Raw genomic sequence first — 17375 nt, 5'->3', positions numbered from 1 at the left:
GGAGCCACCGACATGAGAGATTTCGCCAACAAGGTCGCCGCGATCACGGGTGCCGGCTCGGGCATGGGCCGCTCGCTCGCGATCCAGCTCGCGCAGGCCGGCTGCCACGTATCGCTCGCCGACAAGAACGGCGTGGGCCTCGCCGAAACCGAACGGATCGTCCGCGCGATCGCGCCGAACGTGCGCGTGTCGACGCGCGTGCTCGATGTAGGCGACCGCGACGCGATGTTCGCGTGGGCCGACGACACCGCGAAGGAACACGGCAAGGTCAACCTGATCTTCAACAACGCGGGCGTCGCGCTGTCGAGCACGATCGAAGGGATGGAATACAGCGATCTCGAGTGGATCGTGAACATCAACTTCTGGGGCGTCGTGCACGGCACGAAGGCGTTCCTGCCGCACCTGAAGGCATCGGGCGAAGGCCACGTGATCAACACGTCGAGCATCTTCGGGATCTTCGCGCAGCCGGGCATGAGCGGCTACAACGCGACCAAGTTCGCCGTGCGCGGCTTCACCGAATCGCTGCGCCAGGAACTCGACATGATGAAGTGCGGCGTGTCGGCGACCTGCGTGCATCCGGGCGGCATCCGCACGAACATCGCGCAATCGAGCCGCGTCGCGAAGAACATGGTCGGCTTCATCGTCGAGAGCGAACAGCAAGGCAAGGACAGCTTCGAGAAGTTCTTCATCACGACCGCCGACGAGGCCGCGCGCACGATCCTCGCCGGCGTGCGCAAGAACAAGCGCCGCGTCCTGATCGGCCGCGACGCGAAGGGCGCGGACTGGATGGCGCGCATCCTGCCCGCCGCGTACCAGGCGCTCGTCGTGCTCGCGACGCGCCGCGAGGCCGCGAAGGCCCGCCGCGCCGCGCGCGGCACGCCGGCGGCCGCGCCGCTGCACGCCACCTACAACAATGCAGGCAACCAGGGAGGAGAACAATCATGACGACCCCGAACATGATGCCCGTGCGGCGCGACATCCGTTTCGCGCTGCCCCCCGAACGCGCGCGCGACTGGCACGTGCAGGGCGTACCGGTCACGCACTTCATGAACGCGCTGTCGCTGCTGTTCCCGGCCGGCGAACGCTTCTTCATGGATTCGGTGCGCAACTATCGCGACCAGATCGAGGATCCCGAGCTGAAGAAGCAGGTGCTCGGCTTCATCGGTCAGGAAGCGATGCACACGCGCGAGCACATCGAATACAACGACCTGCTGCAGGCGTCCGGCCTGCCCGCGCACAAGCTCGACAAGCGCCTGTGGACGATCCTCGGCTGGTTCAAGAAAGTGCTGCCGCATTCGATGCAGCTCGCGATCACGATCGCACTCGAGCACTACACGGCGATCCTCGCGAACCAATTGCTGTCCGGCCACGAGCACCGCATCGACGGCTCGGTCGAAGGCTACCAGCAGATGTGGATGTGGCACGCGATGGAGGAAACCGAGCACAAGGCGGTGTCCTACGACGTGTGGCGCACCGTGATGAAGCCGGGCCTCGGCAGCTACCTGCTGCGCACCGGCACGATGCTGACGACGACCGTGTTCTTCTGGGCCATCGTGTTCGACTTCCACGTGCGGCTGATGCGCGCGCACCGTCGCGAGCACGGCAAGTTCGGCGGCATGTGGCGCCTCGTGAAATACCTGTACAGCCCGAAGCATGGCGTGTTCCCGAGCATCGCGCGCGAATGGCTCGACTACTTCCGCCCGGGCTTCCACCCGTGGGATCACGACAACCATCAGTACCTGCAGGAGCTCGACACGCTGCTCGAGAACATCGACGCGACCAACGCGCGCTACGCCGCGCAAGCCGCCCCGCGCCGCGTGCCGCTGCACTCGGTCGCGCAGGCATGACGCCATGGCACGCGCTCACGAGATGCTGACCGTCCAGTCCGGCGACGTGAAACTCGCCGTCTACGTCAGCGGGTCGCGTCGCGCGCCGCCGCTGATCCTCGTGCACGGCTACCCCGATTCGGCGGCCGTGTGGGCGCCGATCCGGGCGCGGCTCGCGAAGCGCTATCGCGTGATCGCATACGACGTGCGCGGCGCCGGTGCGTCCGATGCGCCGCGCCGCCGTGCCGACTACACGCTCGAACGGCTCGCCGCCGACCTGAAGGCGGTGGCCGACGCAACCTGCGGCGGCCGGCCATTTCACCTCGTCGGCCACGACTGGGGCTCGATCCAGTGCTGGGAGGCCGTGACCGACCCCGCGTTCCGCGGCCGGATCGCGTCGTACACGTCGATCTCGGGCCCGTGCCTCGATCACGTGTTCCGCGCGAAGATGCGGCTCAAGCAAAGCCTGAAGTCGTGGTACATCGCGTTCTTCCACCTGCCGCTCGTGCCGTCGCTGGTATGGCGGCTCGGCGGCGCGGCATTGTGGCCGCGCTGGTTGCAGCTCACCGAGCGCGTGCGCGCGGAGCGCGATCCCGTGCAACTGAAGAACGCGCTGAACGGGCTGCAGTTGTACCGCGCGAACTTCATCGCACGGGCCCGCAAGCCGCGCGAGCGGTACGCGCAGGCGCCCGTGCAGATCCTGGTGCCGGTGCGCGACCGCTACGTGACGCCCGAGATGTCGGTCGACCTCGACCGCTGGCTCGGCGACCACGTGCGCGAGGAGATCGACGGCACGCACTGGATCGTGCTGCGCCACCCCGACATGATCGCGTCGCGGATCGACCGCTTCGCGTCCGCGCAGGAGCGGCCGGCGCTCACCGCGGTCGCCGCCAGGGTTCAGCGCACCGCGGGCGCCGGCGCCGGGAGGCGTCTGAACAGCGTTTCGTAATCGACGACGAGCCCGTCGTCGTCGATCTCCATCTCGGCCGTGAAGTCGCGGAAGATCCCTTCGTAGCGGTAGCGCCGGCCCGGCTCGAGGCACGCGTAGGCCTGCTTGACCGGCGTGACCTTCAGGTCCGGCGTCGAGATGTACGCGACGTCGATCGGTTGCCGCTCGCCGCGCGCGAGCCCGAGGCGGCCGATCGGCAGCGAATTCGTGAACGGCGTCGCCGCGATGTCGATGTCGATGCAGCCGTCGAGTTCCGGCAGTGCGCGGCCCGAGCCGTCGTGCCAGTGGCCGGCGCCGTCGCCGCGCAATTCGAGCGTGCCGCCGCCCATCACCTTGAGCACCGCATGGGTCACGCGCCAGTGCGTATCGCACTCGACGCGATACGCGAGCCCGTACGCACGGCCGTACCGCTGGCCGACCACCGCGCTTTCGACGACGATCCCGCCGCCGCTCCGGTCGAACGTCAGATGTTCGACTCCGTCGCCTTCGAGCGACGCCCAACGCACTTCGCGCATCTCTGCCCCTCCCGGTATTCCGGACGATGCGAGGCATCGTCGCACAGATCGCTCGGCGAAGGTGCCGGCCATCACCAGGATTCGATTCCCGAACGGGGCAACCCGTCAAACGGGCCGACTGCGCGGAGTGCGGGCACGAATCGACGGCGGGATTCACCGTTTCGGGGCATCGACCACAAATCCTGACTATCCAGAATTCCCTATTCCGGTGCATGAGATTGTGTCCTATGCTCGCGGCTCGTCCTGTTCCGCCGCCACCATGCCTACCGCCCGCCCCGTTTCGCCGTCGATCGACCTGCGTATCCTGCTGCGCGGCATCGGGCAGATCGTGCTGCAGGCGAATGCGCTCACCGGCGCGCTGCTGCTCGCCGCGCTGGCGCTGACCGACCTGCGGCTCGCGAGCGCGGCGCTGGTCGGCTCGGCCGCCGCCAGCATGACGGCGGTGCTGACGGGCGCCGAGCGCCGCGACGTCGGGCAGGGGCTGCACGGCTTCAACGGCGCGCTCGCCGCGCTGATCGCCGTGCAGTTCGCGCCGCATCAGCTCGCCGCCGTCGCACTGGTGCCGCTGGTCTCGATCGGCGCGGCGCTCGTGCACCGCGCGATGCGCAAGCCGCTTGCACGCTGGCGCCAGTGCCCGTATTCGAGCCCGTGCCTCATCGTCACCGCGCTGTGGCTGCCGTTCCTCGCGCTGCAGCATGCGAGCGGCGCGATGGCGTCCCCGGCGCTGACGCTTGTTGCCGCCGCCGACGCCCTTCTGTCAGGCGTCGCGCAGACCACCTTCGCGCAAGGTGCATGGGCCGGCGTGCTGATCGTCGCGGGCCTCGCCGTTGCATCGCGCCGCGCGGCCGCGTTCGCGCTCGGCGGCGCGCTGGCATCGACCGTGCTGCTGGTCGCACTCGGCGCGAGCAGCGCATCGTTCGCGGACGGCCTGCTCGGCTTCAACGGCGCGCTCGCCGCACTCGCGCTGATGCCGCACGGCCCGCGCGCGGCGTTCGCGGCCGCCGCACTCGCCGCGCTGATCCAGTGGCTCGCGACGCGCGCCGGCATTCCCGCGTTCACGGCGCCGTTCGCGCTCGCGTCGTGGGTCACGGTCATCGTCGCGCGCCGCTTCACCCTCGGAGAACCCGATGTCGTCATTCGCACACCGTCCTGATGCCGTGAAACCCGGCGGCCCGATCTCGGACGCCGAACGCCGGATGCGCGTCGACCTCGCCGCCGCGTACCGGCTCGTCGCGCTGAACGGCTGGGACGACCTGATCTACACGCACCTTTCCGCGACCGTGCCCGGCGAGCCCGGCCACTTCCTGATCAACCCGTTCGGCCTCACGTTCGACGAAGTCCGCGCGTCGAATCTCGTGAAGATCGACCTGGCCGGCAACCGCATCGGCGACAGCGAGCATGCGGTCAACGTGACGGGCTTCGCGCTGCACGCGGCCGTGCATGCCGCGCGCGCCGACGCCGTGTGCGTGATGCATCTGCACAATACGGCCGGCATCGCCGTGTCGATCCAGCGCGACGGGCTGCTGCCCGCGTCGCAGCACGCGCTACGGTTTCACGGCGACCTCGGGTACCACGACTACGAGGCGCTCGCGTTCTCGCCGGCCGAGGGCGCGCGGCTGACCGCGAGCCTCGGCGCGAAATCCGCGATGCTGCTGCGCAACCACGGCACGCTGACGGTCGGCCGCACCGTGGCCGAAGCCTATGTGCTGATGGATACGCTGATCAAGGCATGCGACATCCAGGTGCGCGCGCAGGCCGGCGGCGGGCCGCTCGTGCTGCCCGACCCGGCCGTCGCCGACCGAACCGCCGAACAGCTGCGCGACGGCGGCGCGATCGAGGGCGAACTGGAATGGCCGGCGCTGCTGCGCCGGCTCGACCGGATCGATCCGACGTATCGCGACTGACGCCGCCGGCTTTCAACGCATCATTCACTCCAACCATCGGAGCACTCCGTCATGCCGACTTTCAATATCCAGCTCTTCGAAGGCCGCACCGTCGACCAGAAGCGCGCATTCGTCGAAGCCATCACGCGCGTCACGTGCGAGACGCTCGGCTGCGAGCCGGGCTCGGTCGACATCATCCTCACCGACGTGAAGAAAGAGAACTGGGCGACGGCCGGCAAGCTGTGGAGCGACGAGCGCTGAGCGTCAAAGGCGGCGTCGCTTCGGCGCTGCCTGCGCTGCACTGATACACACGCTGCAGCGCCTGCGACGGGTGCTGCACGCGGCCTTCTCCGGCCGCCGCCCGTTGTGCGCCCGCACATCGCTTTGTCACGCAATCGGCGCATAATGCCGGACAGACGCAGCAGCCGATGGCCACCCGACGAGGAGACCGCCATGGAAGCGAAGAACGAGGAAGTCGTCGCACACCTGCTCTCCGACGTCGTCGAATTCGCGCGCGGGCGCCTGCCCGAAGCCACGTTCCGGATCGTCGAACCCTTCCTGCGTCATTACTACGATTTCGTCGATGCCGACGATCTGCAGAGCCGCAGCATCGCCGATCTCTACGGCGCCGCGATGGCGCACTGGCAGACCGCCCAGAAATTCGTGCCCGGCAGCGAACGGCTGCGCGTGTACAACCCGATCCTCGAACAGCACGGCTGGCATTCCGATCACACGGTCATCGAGATCGTCAACGACGACATGCCGTTCCTCGTCGATTCGGTGACGATGGCCGTCAACCGCCTCGGGCTCGCGCTGCATTCGGCACTGCACCCGGTATTCCGCATCTGGCGCGGCCGCGACGGCGGCATCGAGCGCGTCGACGCAGGCGGCGCGACGCCCGGCGACGGCCAGTCGCAACTCGCGTCGTTCATCCATTTCGAAGTCGACCGCTGCGGCGATGCCGCGCTGCTCGACACGTTGCGCAACGACATCGCCCACGTGCTCGGCGACGTGCGCGCGTCGGTGGAAGACTGGCCGAAGATCGTCGAGATCGCGCGCGCGACGATCAAGGAAATGAAGGCGCGCGAATCGACCGCGGAAGACATCGAAGCGCGCGCATTCCTCGAATGGATGGCCGCCGATCACTTCACGTTCCTCGGCCAGCGCGACTACGCGCTGGTGTCTGACGGCACGGGCTTCGGGCTGCGCGGCGTCGAGGGCACCGGCTTCGGCATCCTGCGCGAATCGCTGCGCACGTCGGGCACGCCCGACGTCACGCCGCTGCCGCCGGCCGCGGCCGACATCATCACCGGCGCGTGGCCGATCTTCCTGACCAAGGCGAATTCGCGCGCGACCGTGCACCGGCCCGGCTATCTCGACTACGTGGGCGTGAAACTCGTCGGGCCGGACGGCAAGGTCGCGGGCGAGCGCCGCTTCATCGGGCTCTATACGTCGACGGCCTATTTCGGCTCGTATGCGGATATCCCGATCGTGCGCCGCAAGTGCGCGAACATCGTGCGGCGCGCGGGCTTCCTGCCGAAGGGGCATCTCGGCAAGTCGCTCGTGACGGTACTGGAAACCTATCCGCGCGACGAGCTGTTCCAGGCCGACGAAGACCAGCTCTACGACATCGCGCTCGGTATCCTGCGGCTGCAGGAACACCAGCGCACGCGCCTGTTCGTGCGCCGCGACCGCTTCGACCGCTTCGTGTCGTGCCTCGTGTTCGTGCCGCGCGACAAGTACAACACCGACCTGCGCCGGCGCATCGCGAAGCTGCTCATCGATGCGTACAACGGCGTGACCGTCGAATTCACGCCGCTGCTGTCGGAATCGGCGATCGCGCGCATTCATTTCGTCGTGCATGCGGAACCGGGCACGATGCCCGACGTCGACACGCGCGAGCTCGAAACGCGGCTCGTGCAGGTCACGCGCCGCTGGCAGGACGATCTCGCCGACGCGCTGCTCGACGCATTCGGCGAAGAGCAAGGCAACCGCCTGCTGCAGCGCTATGCCGATTCGTTCCCGGCCGGCTATCGCGACGACTATCCGGCGCGCACCGCCGTGCGCGACATCGAGCTGATCGAGCGCGTGAAGGATTCGGGGCAGCTCGCGATGAACCTGTACCGGCCGATCGAGGCCGAAGCGCGTGCGTTCCGCTTCAAGGTCTATCGCGCAGGCGACCCGATCGCGCTGTCGCGCAGCCTGCCGATGCTCGAGCATCTCGGCGTGCGCGTCGACGAGGAGCGGCCGTACCGGATCCAGACGCAGGACGCCGCGCATGCGTGGGTACACGACTTCGGCCTCGAGCTCGCCGACGACACCGAATTCGACATCGAGCGCGTGAAGGGCCTGTTCGAGGACGCGTTCGACCAGATCTGGAGCGGCCGGATCGAGAACGACGACTTCAACCGCCTCGTGCTGCGCGCCCATCTGAGCGCACGCGAAGTGACGATCCTGCGCGCGTATGCGAAGTACCTGCGGCAAGTCGGCTCGACCTTCAGCGACGCGTATATCGAGCGCGCGCTGACCGGCAACCCGGCGATCGCGCGGCAGCTCGTCGAGCTGTTCCTGCTGCGTTTCGACCCGGCCACCGGCGACACGCGCGATGTGCAGGCCGAGCGGCTGCTGTTGGCGATCGAGGGCGCGCTCGACCAGGTGCCGAACCTCGACGAGGACCGCATCCTGCGCCAGTTCCTCGGCGTGATCAACGCGACCGAGCGCACCAACTACTTCCTGCTCGATGCGAACGGCGAACCGAAACCGTACCTGTCGTTCAAGTTCAATCCGGCGAAGGTGCCCGGGCTGCCCGAACCGAAACCGATGTTCGAAATCTGGGTGTATTCGCCGCGTGTCGAAGGCGTGCACCTGCGCGGCGGGCGCGTCGCGCGCGGCGGCCTGCGCTGGTCGGATCGCCGCGAGGATTTCCGCACCGAGGTGCTCGGGCTGATGAAGGCGCAGATGGTGAAGAACGTCGTGATCGTGCCGGTCGGCTCGAAAGGCGGCTTCGTCGTGAAGCACCCGCCGCCGCCGAGCGATCGCGAAGCGTGGATGCGCGAAGGCATCGCGTGCTACCAGACCTTCCTGCGCGGCCTGCTCGACCTGACCGACAACCTCGTGAGCAACGCGATCGTGCCGCCGCCCGACGTCGTGCGTCACGATCCGGACGACCCTTACCTGGTCGTCGCGGCCGACAAGGGCACGGCCACCTTCTCCGACTACGCGAACGCGATCTCGCACGAATACGGCTTCTGGCTCGACGACGCATTCGCGTCCGGCGGCTCGGTCGGCTACGACCACAAGAAAATGGCGATCACCGCGCGCGGCGCGTGGGAATCGGTGAAGCGGCACTTCCGCGAGATGGGCATCGACACGCAGACGACCGACTTCACGGTAGTCGGCGTCGGCGACATGTCGGGCGACGTGTTCGGTAACGGGATGCTGCTGTCGCCGCATATCCGGCTCGTCGCCGCATTCGATCACCGGCACGTGTTCCTCGACCCGAACCCCGATCCCGCGACGAGCTTCGCCGAGCGCGCGCGCGTGTTCGCGCTCGAACGCTCGAGCTGGGCCGACTACGATCCGGCCGCGATTTCGACGGGCGGCGGCGTCTACCCGCGCACCGCGAAGACGATCCCGCTGTCGCCGGCCGTGCAGGCCGCGCTCGGCATCGACGCGAATGCGCTGCCGCCGGCCGAGCTGATCCGCGCGATCCTCCAGGCGCCGGTCGACCTGCTGTACAACGGCGGCATCGGCACCTACGTGAAGGCGGCGCGCGAAACCCATCTTCAGGTGGGCGACCGCGCGAACGACGCGGTGCGCGTGAACGGCGCGGACCTGCGCTGCAAGGTAGTCGGCGAAGGCGGCAACCTCGGCTGCACGCAGTTCGGCCGGATCGAGTTCGCGCAACGCGGCGGGCGCATCAACACCGATGCGATCGACAATTCGGCCGGTGTCGATTGTTCGGATCACGAAGTCAACATCAAGATCCTGCTCGGGCTCGTCGTGTCCGACGGCGAGATGACCGAGAAGCAGCGCAACGCGCTGCTCGCGGAGATGACCGACGAAGTCGGGCTGCTCGTGCTGCGCGACAACTACTACCAGACGCAGGCGCTGTCGATCGCCGGGCGCTACGCGGTGGAGCTGCTCGATGCCGAAGCGCGCCTGATGCGCTGGCTCGAACGCGCGGGCCGCCTGAATCGCGTGATCGAATTCCTGCCGACCGACGATGAAGTCGCCGAACGGCAGGCCGCGAAGCTCGGCCTCACGTCGCCGGAACGCGCGGTACTGCTCGCGTACAGCAAGATGTGGCTGTACGACGCGCTGCTCGAATCCGACGTGCCCGAGGATCCGCTGGTGGCCGCGATGCTCGTCGACTACTTCCCGAAGCCGCTGCAGCAGCGCTTCAGCGAGCCGATGCGCCGCCATCCGCTGCGCCGCGAGATCCTCGCGACGCACCTGACCAATGCGCTCGTCAACCGCGTCGGCTGCACGTTCGTGCACCGGCTGATGGAGGAAACCGACGCGAAGCCCGGCGACATCGTGCGGGCGTGCATCATGGCGCGCGACGTGTTCGACCTCGATGCGGTGTGGCGCGATATCGACGCACTCGACAACCGCGTCGCCGACGACGTGCAGGCGCGCATGTTCGTCGACGTCGCGCGGCTGCTGGAGCGCGCGGCGCTGTGGTTCCTGCGGCACCTGCAATCCGGCGCGGTGGCCGACGGAGGCGTCACCGAGCTGATCGCGCGCTGCCGCGACGCGGCGGAGCGGCTTGCGCCGCAACTGCCGTCGCTGCTGCCGGCCGGCGATCTCGACGCGCTGTCCGAACGGCAGCGCGTGCTGGTCGAAGCCGGTGTCGACAGTGCGCTCGCGGTGCGCGTCGCGAGCGGCGACATCTCGGCCGCGCTGCTCGATATCGCCGAAGTGGCCGCGACCGGCAACCGCAGCCTCGAACTCGTCGCGGGCGTCTATTTCTCGCTCGGCACGCTGCTCAATTACAGCTGGATCGGCGAACGCGCGGCGACGCTGCCGACGCCGACGCACTGGGACATGCTGGCGCGCGCGGCCGCGCTCGCGGAAGTCGCGCGCCTCAAGCGCACGCTCGCGACGAGCGCTCTCGCGGAATCGCCGGATTCGACGACGCCGGAGACGATCGTCGGCGCGTGGCGCGCGCGCCGCGAAACCGCGCTCGCGCGCTACGAGCACCTGCTCGCGGACCTGCGCGCATCAGGCGGCGCGAGCCTCGCGGTGCTGCTCGTGGTCGTGCGGGAGATGGCCGTGCTCGAACGGGCGTGATGGTTGCCGTGGTCGCTGTGGCCGGGCCCGCTCAGACCGTCGCGATCAGCAGCTCTTCCGCGTTGTCCGGCGGCCGCAGGCCGTCGGTGCGATCGGCGAAGTAACGGCGCGTCAGATCGGCGGCCGATACGTGCGCGGCTTGCGCGAAGCCGGCCTCCCGCGCGAGAGCCTGGATCTGCGCCGGCATGAAGAAGCTGATGAACGGCGTGCCGCTGGCGCGCGCGCCCTTCGCGGCCATTTCCAGCGCGGGGCGCACGTCCGGATCCGCATTCTCCAGCGGCAACAGGAACGTCATCGCGAGCGTCGAGCCCGGCGCGAGCGACGCGACTTCGCGCAACGCGGCCGCGTTCGCTTCGTGCGTCAGGTACATGCTGACGCCGGTCGACACCACGACCGCCGGCTTGCCGGCATCAAAGCCCGCGCCGACCAGCGCAGCACGCCAGGACTGCTTCGCCTCGAAATCGACCGGCACGAAACGCAGCCAGTCGGGCACGCCGAAACCGAGCTCGACCAGGCGGCGCTGCTTCCATGCCTGCGGCGCGGGCGGGTCGACTTCGAAGACGATCACGCGCGACGCCATCTCCGGCCGGCGCTGCACGAAACTGTCGAGGCCCGCGCCAAGGATCACGTACTGGCTCACGCCGCGCGCGGCCTGTTCGACCACCCAATCCTCGATGAAGCGTGCCCGGGCGACGATCGACGCGCGGAACGGCCGCGTGAACTGCGGATCCATGTCGCCGCGCTGCTGCCAGCCGGGTTCCGGCGCGAGCAGTTGCAGCCCGACTTCGTCGGCGAGCACGTGCGGCGGCGCGTCGAGTTCGACGTGCAGCGCGCGCCACAGCGCGACGCGCGCCGCGGTGCTGTCGGGGGCGCTTTCGCGGGGTTCGGTCATGGCCGCCTCACGCGCCCTGCTTGCCCGGCGCCTGCAGGCGCCACACGCGACCGTCCGGATCGCGCACGGTCATGTCGCGCGTGCCCCAGTGGGTGTCCTCGAACGGCGTGACGACGTCGACGATCGGCTGCGGCCGCACTGCCTGCTCATCCGCCACCTTGAGCACGACCTGCATGTCCGGCGTCTCGCCCGGCGGCACTTCGGCGATGAACAGAAAGGGGCCGTCGCCGCTGCGCAGCTGGCCCGAGTGGTGATCGGTTTCGAACTCCAGCGTGAAGCCCAGCGCCTGGAAGAACTTCGCCGACTTGCCCCAGTTGTGCGTCGTCAGGTACACGGCTTCGATTCGCTCGGATGACATGTCACTCCTCCTTGGTGGACGGCCCCGCGCCCGGCGGCGGCGCGGCCAGGTACGCGCGCAATGCGTCGGCCACCAGCGCGGACAGCGATTGCTCCGTTTCGATGGCGCGATGCTTGACCTGCCGGATCAGGCTGAGCGGCAGGTACACGTTGAACTGCTTCACTTCTTCGTCGGTCATGATGGCTAGTATGCTAGCAATCTAGCAAAAGTCAACCGAGGGCACGGCCCGTGGACGCGGGCCGCCGTCGGCTATCGATCGTGATACGGGTTACGCGGCGGCGGGCGCCGCCAGTCGCGCAAACAGCGCATCGAGATCGAATCCCGTCGTGTCGATGCCGATCGTGTCGCGCAGGCACGCGCCCCATGCGGCCGCATCGTCGAACGTGACGGTGCGCCCGACGCCCGCCGCGTCGCGGATCGTCAGCGTGGTGTTGCGCAGCGCGGCACGGCCGTCCGGCAGCACGCGGCAGGCGATCAGGTTATGCAGAAAGATCGATTCGGGGTACGTCGACGTGAACCAGTTCGCGGCGTCGTAATCGATCCACTCGACCCGCTTCGGCTGGAAACGATAGGTGGTCTGCCAGCCGTCGGGCGTCTCGATCTGCATGTCGAATTCACCGTCGACCGGCGCGGCGACGACGCGAAACGCGCCGTGCGGCGTCAGTTGCCGCTCGTCCCGCACGAAACGCAGCGGCGCGGTGAGCGTCGCGCTGCCGAAGCCGATGTCCGCGAGCCAGGCCGCGCCGTCGAGATCGATGCGCAGCAGCATGTGCGTATGCGCGGTGGCGACTTCCGGCGGCTGCATCCAGCGCACGCGCGCGATCATCGGCGTCACGCGAAAACCGATCGCCGTGAGCGCGGCATGGAACAGTTTGTTGAGTTCGAAGCAGTAGCCGCCACGGCGATGCGTGAGCACCTTGTCGGCGATCGAAGGCAGATCGAGCGCGACGCGCGCACCGGTCAGCGGATTGAGGTTTTCGAACGGAATCGCCTGCGGGTGCAGCAGATGCAGCCGGCGCAGCACGTCGAGCGTCGGCTCGACCGGGCCGTCGTAGCCGATGCGGGAGAAATAGCGCGAGAGGTCGAACGAGTCTGTCATGAACCTGCACCGAAAAAGGGGACACGCCACGATAGCATCGTGCGCCATCCCCATGTCGGGTGGGGTCATCTTCGTCGTCGCGCGATGCCGGCGCCGCATCGCGCGCGGCCCCGCGCAACGTTACGGCAGCAGCTTCAGCGCGGACGATGCGACCGACGGCACCGAAATGCCCTGGCTCGTCGCGAACTGCACGGCCTGGCTGAGCGTCGTCGCGAGCGACTGCAACTGGCCCGGCGCGCTTTGCGCGATATACGACGCAGCCTGCATGTTCTGCGGATTCAGGCCCGACTGCAACAGCGACGCCGCGCTCGTCGACCCGAGATTGCCGAGCCCCGACTGCAGTTGCGAATACCGCGTGAGCCCCTGCCCGAGCGACGCGAGGCCGTTGCTGAACGCCTGCTTGTCGATCGGGCCGTGCGTCGCGCCGCCGCTCGCAAATGCCTGGCCGAGCGCCTGCGATACCGATTGCTGCGCGCCGCCCATCTGCGACAGCGCGGCCGGCGTCAGCGCATCGCCGCCGGTCAGCTGGCTCGCGGCCTGTTGCGCCTGCCCGGCCGCGCCGGTCAGGCCCATCGCCGACGCAAGCGACGACTGGCCGGTCAGCACCTGCTGGTTCGCGCCGACATAGGCCTGCAGCAATTGCGCGACGCCGCCCTGCGCGGGCGCCGCCTGCTGCTGCCCGCCGCCGAGCAGCGATGCGCCGATCGACTGCAGGTCGAGCTGCGCATGCGCGGCGCCGCTTGCCAGGAGGCCGAACGCAATGCCTGCCGAGGCCAGGTACCGGCCCGTCGCGAGAATCTGCTTCATGTGTTTCCCTCGTGCCTGAATTTTGTCGAGGCCGATATTGTCGAAGCGCGCCGCGCACGGCCGCAACGACTGAAACACATCGAAACGAAATCACGCCGCGCAGCGGCTTGCAATTCGGCAGCCGACGGGCCCCGTCGCGCAGATTCGCGTGCGTTTGCCGCGCGATGCCGCGCACGCATCGCGATTCTTTCTCCGGTTGCATCAATGGATGGCGGTTCCGGCTTGCGCCGGCGACGCGACGGAACGCATCCGCCGACGCGCTCCGCGTCGAGCGATGTAAAAGAAACGGGCAGCGTGTCGCTGCCCGTTTCGTCATCCAGCCGCGACCGGCTGCCTGCCGGCGACACCCTGCCTGCCGGCAACACCGTTACGCAGCCATCCACGCCGGCGCCCGCCCGCCGACCCGGTCAGCCGCCTGCTCGTAACCGCGCGCGAGCTGGAGCACGGCGAGATCGGCACGCGGACGCCCGATCAGCTGCATCCCCATCGGCAGCCCCGCGTCGTTGAAGCCGACCGGCACGCTGATCACCGGGCAGCCGGCCAGCGTCCACGGCACGACCGTCTCCATCCAGCGGTGATAGGTATCCATCGCACGGCCCGCGATCTCCTTCGGCCAGCGCTGGTCGACGTCGAACGGGAACACCTGCGCCGTCGGCGCCGCGATGAAGTCGTAGCGGTCGAAGAAGCTCAGCACGGCCTGATGCCACGCGGTGCGCTCGACGCTCGCGTCGAACACGGCCGCACCCTGCATCGCGAGCAGCCCTTCGACCTCGTAGATCGCCTCGGGCTTGAGCAGCGCGCGCCGCGCCGGGTCGCGATAGAGGGCAAGCAGCCCGCCGCCGGACAGCAGGTGCCGGTGCGCGAGCCACAGGCGCCAGATCCGGTCGGGCGCGAACGCCGGCAGCGCGGCATCGACGTCGCAGCCGATCTCGCGCAGCGTCGCCAGCCCTTGTTCGCACAGCGCGAGCACGCCGGCCTCGGTCGCGAGATAGCCGTTCCAGTCGCCGACCCACGCGATGCGCTTGCCGCGCAGGTCGGCGTCGAGCGGCTGCGCGAACACGGCCGAATCGTCCGCGAGCGACAGCGGATCGTTGCGGTCGTAGCCGGCCTGGATCGCGAGCAGTTGCGCGACGTCGCCGACGGTACGGCCCATCGGCCCTTCGATGCCGAGCTGCTGCACGAACACGTCGACGCCCGGCCAGCGCGGCACGCGGCCCTGCGACGGACGAAAGCCGTAGATGCTGCAGAACGCAGCCGGATTGCGCAGCGAACCGCCGAAATCGCTGCCGTCCGCCACCGGCAGCATCCGTGACGCGAGCGCAGCCGCTGTGCCTCCGCTGCTGCCGCCCGCGCTCTTCGTCAGGTCGTACGGGTTGCGCGTCGCGCCGTAGACCTCGTTGAACGTGTGCGAGCCGAGGCCGAATTCGGGCGTATTGGTCTTGCCGATGAAGATCGCGCCGGCCGCGCGCATCCGCGCGACGCCGACGGAATCGGCCTGCGGCACGTTCTCGCGGAAGATCGGCGAGCCGTAGGTCGTCCGCAGCCCCTTCGTCATCGCCAGATCCTTCGGCGCCTGCGGCATCCCGTGCATCCAGCCGTGGTACTCGCCGCGCGCCAGCGCGGCATCCTTTTCCGCGGCCTCGGCAAGCAATACGTCTCGATCGCGCAGCGCGACGATCGCATTGACCGCGCCGTTCACGCGCTCGACGTGATCGAGATACGCGCGCATCGTCTCGACGCACGACACGGCCTTGCCGCGGATCGCCGACGCGAGCTCGCCCGCCGACAGGCGCACGATCGGGTCGACGGGGATGGAAGCGGGGGCGAGAAGCTGCGGGGCGCCGTGCGGCATGCGGAGTCTCCTGGAATCGGAATGGAATGGCGGGCCGCTTGGCGGCGGTCGCTCCCGAGCCAGCCGGGAGCGGCCGCGGCGCGGCCGATGCACTACTCTACGCGACGCCCGAGCGGCGACCTCCGATATTTTCCGCCGCGATTCATTGCGGTTCCGACTGAATCGGAGCGGCGCCCCCCGTTTCGCACGCGCCGCCCCGGCCGATGAAATCGTTTATGCGCATAAACTTAAATTTCTTATATTTCTATTAGGCGCAACACGAGGCGGCGCGCGTTAACGACATTTTTACGCGCTCGCCCGTTCTCTTTAGATCGTCCGGCCCGGCGGCGCGCTACGCTGGAATCATCTCGTTCCCTGGACAACATTCATGCTCAAACTGCTGGTTCCGGTCGGCCACTCTCCCCGCTCGCTTCAGGCGGTTCGCCACGCGACATTCCTGTATCGCGAACGGTGCGCGTCGGAGATCGTGCTGATCAATGTTCAGGCACCGCTCGAATCGACGCGGCTCGAGGCCTACCATCCGCTGTCGCGGCTGCGTTCGATCGAGGAGAAATTCGCGTCCGACGATCTGGCCATGGCCGAGCGGATCCTGAAGGAAGCGGGCGTCAAGTACAGCGTCGTGATGAAGGTCGGCCCTGTGGCCGATACGATCGCGGCCGTGGCGGCGGAAACGGGCTGCGACGAGATCGTGGTCGTGGCGCCTCGACACGACCCGTTGCATGCGCTGCTGTCGGTGTTCCGTCGCAGCGTGATGAGCCGGCTGGTGCGGATTTCGAATGTGCCGGTCACGGCCGTGCAGTGACGGGGATGACGCGCGGCGGCGGCTCGTTCGGTGACGGGCCGATGAATTGCAATGAGCGGTATGACACGTGTGCGCGCTGCCGCCCACACGCGGATCGACCTGTTTGCAGCGCTTACTTGATGACCTTGCGCCAGAACACGAAATAAGCGGCGGCCGTTGACGCAACGAGCAGGATGGCCCACATCGGGGCGAGGCTGATCAGGACGGAAGAGACGTTAAGCATTTGGATTCCTCACTATTTCGATAGCGATGTTCAACACGCACCTGCTTGCCGGAACCGATGCATTCCTTTGCGATCGCGTTCCGTCAAATCATGAATTCATGCTATCGCCTTGAACGGCTGCGCGACCGCCCCCTCCCGTCCGTATCCTGACATTCGTCAAACTCCCGTGAATCGCGCGCCTGTCGCACGGACGACCGTCGCGCGAACGCCTCACTGCCCGTCCGGTGTCGCCTGCCACGCGCACTGAAGCGACGCCTTCCCTCCTCCCGCACACCACGAAAAACGGGACGGGATCACTCGGCACGCCCCCATTTCAGCAGACGTTTACCGGGGGAACCCCCAAGTGCTTCGTCGAACGGGTCCGCGTTACGCTTGAGCCACGAGGAGACGAACCATGAGACGAGCCGTACATATCGCTGTTTTCGCGCTGCTGGCGTATCTCATTGGCGATCGCGCGATCCTGCATGCGCAGGGCCGCGACACCAGCCCGCTCGCGTGCGAACAGGGTGCCGCGCAGGTGAAGGTCGACGCGCTCGGCCGCGGCTTCGGCGAAGCAGCCGCCAGCAGCCAGAGCGAAGCCTTCATGTCGGGCTGCCTGGTGACGGGGCGCGGCAATCAGGACGTCGCGCTGGCGAACCGCTGACGGGTGCCAGGTGACGCCCCGGTCACGCTCAGGTCACGACGGCTGAACCGGAACCGCACGCGCCCGCATTCATTCCCGCTTTTTCGATCGATGTCGCGACACATGTCACGGCCTTGACGGTGGCCACACCATACATCTGCATGTAACCTGCATCGCGGCGTGGAAGACGCGTCGATATCGAGTCGATCGGCGCGTCCTTGCCGCATGGCACGCACCTGACGTTCAACTGGC

Annotated in this window: 16 protein-coding genes; 9 read left to right on the top strand and 7 right to left on the bottom strand. The window is 68.2% G+C overall.

What is annotated here, in order from left to right:
* Window positions 1-12 precede the first annotated feature (12 nt).
* From FFS49_RS13910 to FFS49_RS13900, 3 genes are read left to right on the top strand one after another with little or no spacing between them, the layout of a single operon-like run.
* A complete protein-coding gene (locus FFS49_RS13910; protein ID WP_071332367.1) occupies window positions 13-945 on the top strand; it encodes an SDR family oxidoreductase in 933 nt (310 codons plus the stop codon).
* A complete protein-coding gene (locus tag FFS49_RS13905; RefSeq protein ID WP_039344147.1) occupies window positions 942-1847 on the top strand; it encodes a metal-dependent hydrolase in 906 nt (301 codons plus the stop codon). Before FFS49_RS13910 ends, FFS49_RS13905 begins: the two co-directional genes overlap by 4 nt.
* A 4-nt stretch (window positions 1848-1851) precedes the next feature.
* Window positions 1852-2775: an alpha/beta fold hydrolase gene (locus FFS49_RS13900; RefSeq protein ID WP_105817986.1), complete on the top strand. Its 924-nt coding sequence runs from the start codon at window positions 1852-1854 to the stop codon at window positions 2773-2775.
* On the opposite strand, the gene FFS49_RS13895 is transcribed toward FFS49_RS13900, so the two are convergent.
* Window positions 2724-3290: a putative glycolipid-binding domain-containing protein gene (locus FFS49_RS13895; protein ID WP_039344144.1), complete on the bottom strand. Its 567-nt coding sequence runs from the start codon at window positions 3288-3290 to the stop codon at window positions 2724-2726. The genes FFS49_RS13900 and FFS49_RS13895 overlap by 52 nt on opposite strands.
* A gap of 259 nt (window positions 3291-3549) precedes the next feature.
* Between FFS49_RS13895 and FFS49_RS13890 the strand changes: the two genes are divergently transcribed.
* The 4 genes from FFS49_RS13890 to FFS49_RS13875 all read left to right on the top strand — a co-directional run bounded on the left by FFS49_RS13890 (window position 3550) and on the right by FFS49_RS13875 (window position 10468).
* A complete protein-coding gene (locus tag FFS49_RS13890) occupies window positions 3550-4443 on the top strand; it encodes an urea transporter (RefSeq protein ID WP_105817987.1) in 894 nt (297 codons plus the stop codon).
* A complete protein-coding gene (locus FFS49_RS13885; RefSeq protein WP_047849749.1) occupies window positions 4418-5194 on the top strand; it encodes a class II aldolase/adducin family protein in 777 nt (258 codons plus the stop codon). Before FFS49_RS13890 ends, FFS49_RS13885 begins: the two co-directional genes overlap by 26 nt.
* A gap of 51 nt (window positions 5195-5245) precedes the next feature.
* The gene (locus tag FFS49_RS13880) at window positions 5246-5434 is read left to right on the top strand and encodes a 4-oxalocrotonate tautomerase (protein WP_039344138.1); all 189 of its coding nucleotides are present in this window, start codon (window positions 5246-5248) and stop codon (window positions 5432-5434) included.
* Between the two features lie 192 nt (window positions 5435-5626).
* Window positions 5627-10468, top strand: a complete 4842-nt coding sequence (locus tag FFS49_RS13875) for an NAD-glutamate dehydrogenase (protein WP_105817988.1) — start codon at window positions 5627-5629, stop codon at window positions 10466-10468.
* Window positions 10469-10499: 31 nt separating this feature from the next.
* Here FFS49_RS13875 and FFS49_RS13870 read toward each other — a convergent pair whose 3' ends face one another.
* The 6 genes from FFS49_RS13870 to FFS49_RS13845 all read right to left on the bottom strand — a co-directional run bounded on the left by FFS49_RS13870 (window position 10500) and on the right by FFS49_RS13845 (window position 15476).
* Window positions 10500-11360: a class I SAM-dependent methyltransferase gene (locus FFS49_RS13870; protein ID WP_105817989.1), complete on the bottom strand. Its 861-nt coding sequence runs from the start codon at window positions 11358-11360 to the stop codon at window positions 10500-10502.
* A gap of 7 nt (window positions 11361-11367) precedes the next feature.
* The gene (locus tag FFS49_RS13865; protein ID WP_046548131.1) at window positions 11368-11718 is read right to left on the bottom strand and encodes a glyoxalase/bleomycin resistance/dioxygenase family protein; all 351 of its coding nucleotides are present in this window, start codon (window positions 11716-11718) and stop codon (window positions 11368-11370) included.
* Between the two features lies 1 nt (window position 11719).
* Complete coding sequence (locus tag FFS49_RS13860) at window positions 11720-11896, bottom strand: ribbon-helix-helix domain-containing protein (protein WP_039344130.1); 177 nt, start codon at window positions 11894-11896, stop codon at window positions 11720-11722.
* A 90-nt stretch (window positions 11897-11986) separates the two neighbouring features.
* Entirely contained in the window at window positions 11987-12817 is an 831-nt protein-coding gene (locus tag FFS49_RS13855) for an arylamine N-acetyltransferase (RefSeq protein WP_105817990.1), read from the bottom strand.
* A gap of 120 nt (window positions 12818-12937) precedes the next feature.
* Window positions 12938-13624 (bottom strand): hypothetical protein, encoded by a 687-nt coding sequence (locus tag FFS49_RS13850; protein WP_137909892.1) that lies wholly within the window; start codon window positions 13622-13624, stop codon window positions 12938-12940.
* A 367-nt stretch (window positions 13625-13991) separates the two neighbouring features.
* Window positions 13992-15476 carry an amidase gene (locus FFS49_RS13845; RefSeq protein ID WP_105817992.1) on the bottom strand — a complete coding sequence of 495 codons (1485 nt, stop codon included), beginning with the start codon at window positions 15474-15476 and terminating at the stop codon, window positions 13992-13994.
* 367 nt (window positions 15477-15843) lie between these two features.
* On the opposite strand from FFS49_RS13845, the gene FFS49_RS13840 reads away from it, so the two are divergent.
* Both FFS49_RS13840 and FFS49_RS13835 read left to right on the top strand, forming a co-directional pair.
* Window positions 15844-16278 carry a universal stress protein gene (locus FFS49_RS13840; RefSeq protein WP_039344125.1) on the top strand — a complete coding sequence of 145 codons (435 nt, stop codon included), beginning with the start codon at window positions 15844-15846 and terminating at the stop codon, window positions 16276-16278.
* A 617-nt stretch (window positions 16279-16895) separates the two neighbouring features.
* Entirely contained in the window at window positions 16896-17144 is a 249-nt protein-coding gene (locus FFS49_RS13835; RefSeq protein WP_039344123.1) for a hypothetical protein, read from the top strand.
* Window positions 17145-17375: the final 231 nt, after the last annotated feature.

The sequence above is a fragment of the Burkholderia sp. 4NA327C6 genome (genome assembly GCF_005502655.1).
Classification (GTDB): Bacteria; Pseudomonadota; Gammaproteobacteria; order Burkholderiales; family Burkholderiaceae; genus Burkholderia; species Burkholderia contaminans.
Note: the sequence above shows the minus strand (reverse complement) of the source record. Positions and strands in the feature narration are given on the sequence as shown.

Coding starts and splice junctions, on each gene's coding strand:
- FFS49_RS13840 (WP_039344125.1), top strand. CDS start 15,844: ATGCTCAAACTGCTGGTTCCGGTCGGCCACTCTCCCCGCTCGCTTCAG.
- FFS49_RS13845 (WP_105817992.1), bottom strand. CDS start 15,476: ATGCCGCACGGCGCCCCGCAGCTTCTCGCCCCCGCTTCCATCCCCGTC.
- FFS49_RS13850 (WP_137909892.1), bottom strand. CDS start 13,624: ATGAAGCAGATTCTCGCGACGGGCCGGTACCTGGCCTCGGCAGGCATT.
- FFS49_RS13890 (WP_105817987.1), top strand. CDS start 3,550: ATGCCTACCGCCCGCCCCGTTTCGCCGTCGATCGACCTGCGTATCCTG.
- FFS49_RS13910 (WP_071332367.1), top strand. CDS start 13: ATGAGAGATTTCGCCAACAAGGTCGCCGCGATCACGGGTGCCGGCTCG.
- FFS49_RS13875 (WP_105817988.1), top strand. CDS start 5,627: ATGGAAGCGAAGAACGAGGAAGTCGTCGCACACCTGCTCTCCGACGTC.
- FFS49_RS13885 (WP_047849749.1), top strand. CDS start 4,418: ATGTCGTCATTCGCACACCGTCCTGATGCCGTGAAACCCGGCGGCCCG.
- FFS49_RS13870 (WP_105817989.1), bottom strand. CDS start 11,360: ATGACCGAACCCCGCGAAAGCGCCCCCGACAGCACCGCGGCGCGCGTC.
- FFS49_RS13860 (WP_039344130.1), bottom strand. CDS start 11,896: ATGACCGACGAAGAAGTGAAGCAGTTCAACGTGTACCTGCCGCTCAGC.
- FFS49_RS13855 (WP_105817990.1), bottom strand. CDS start 12,817: ATGACAGACTCGTTCGACCTCTCGCGCTATTTCTCCCGCATCGGCTAC.
- FFS49_RS13900 (WP_105817986.1), top strand. CDS start 1,852: ATGGCACGCGCTCACGAGATGCTGACCGTCCAGTCCGGCGACGTGAAA.
- FFS49_RS13880 (WP_039344138.1), top strand. CDS start 5,246: ATGCCGACTTTCAATATCCAGCTCTTCGAAGGCCGCACCGTCGACCAG.
- FFS49_RS13865 (WP_046548131.1), bottom strand. CDS start 11,718: ATGTCATCCGAGCGAATCGAAGCCGTGTACCTGACGACGCACAACTGG.
- FFS49_RS13835 (WP_039344123.1), top strand. CDS start 16,896: ATGAGACGAGCCGTACATATCGCTGTTTTCGCGCTGCTGGCGTATCTC.
- FFS49_RS13895 (WP_039344144.1), bottom strand. CDS start 3,290: ATGCGCGAAGTGCGTTGGGCGTCGCTCGAAGGCGACGGAGTCGAACAT.
- FFS49_RS13905 (WP_039344147.1), top strand. CDS start 942: ATGACGACCCCGAACATGATGCCCGTGCGGCGCGACATCCGTTTCGCG.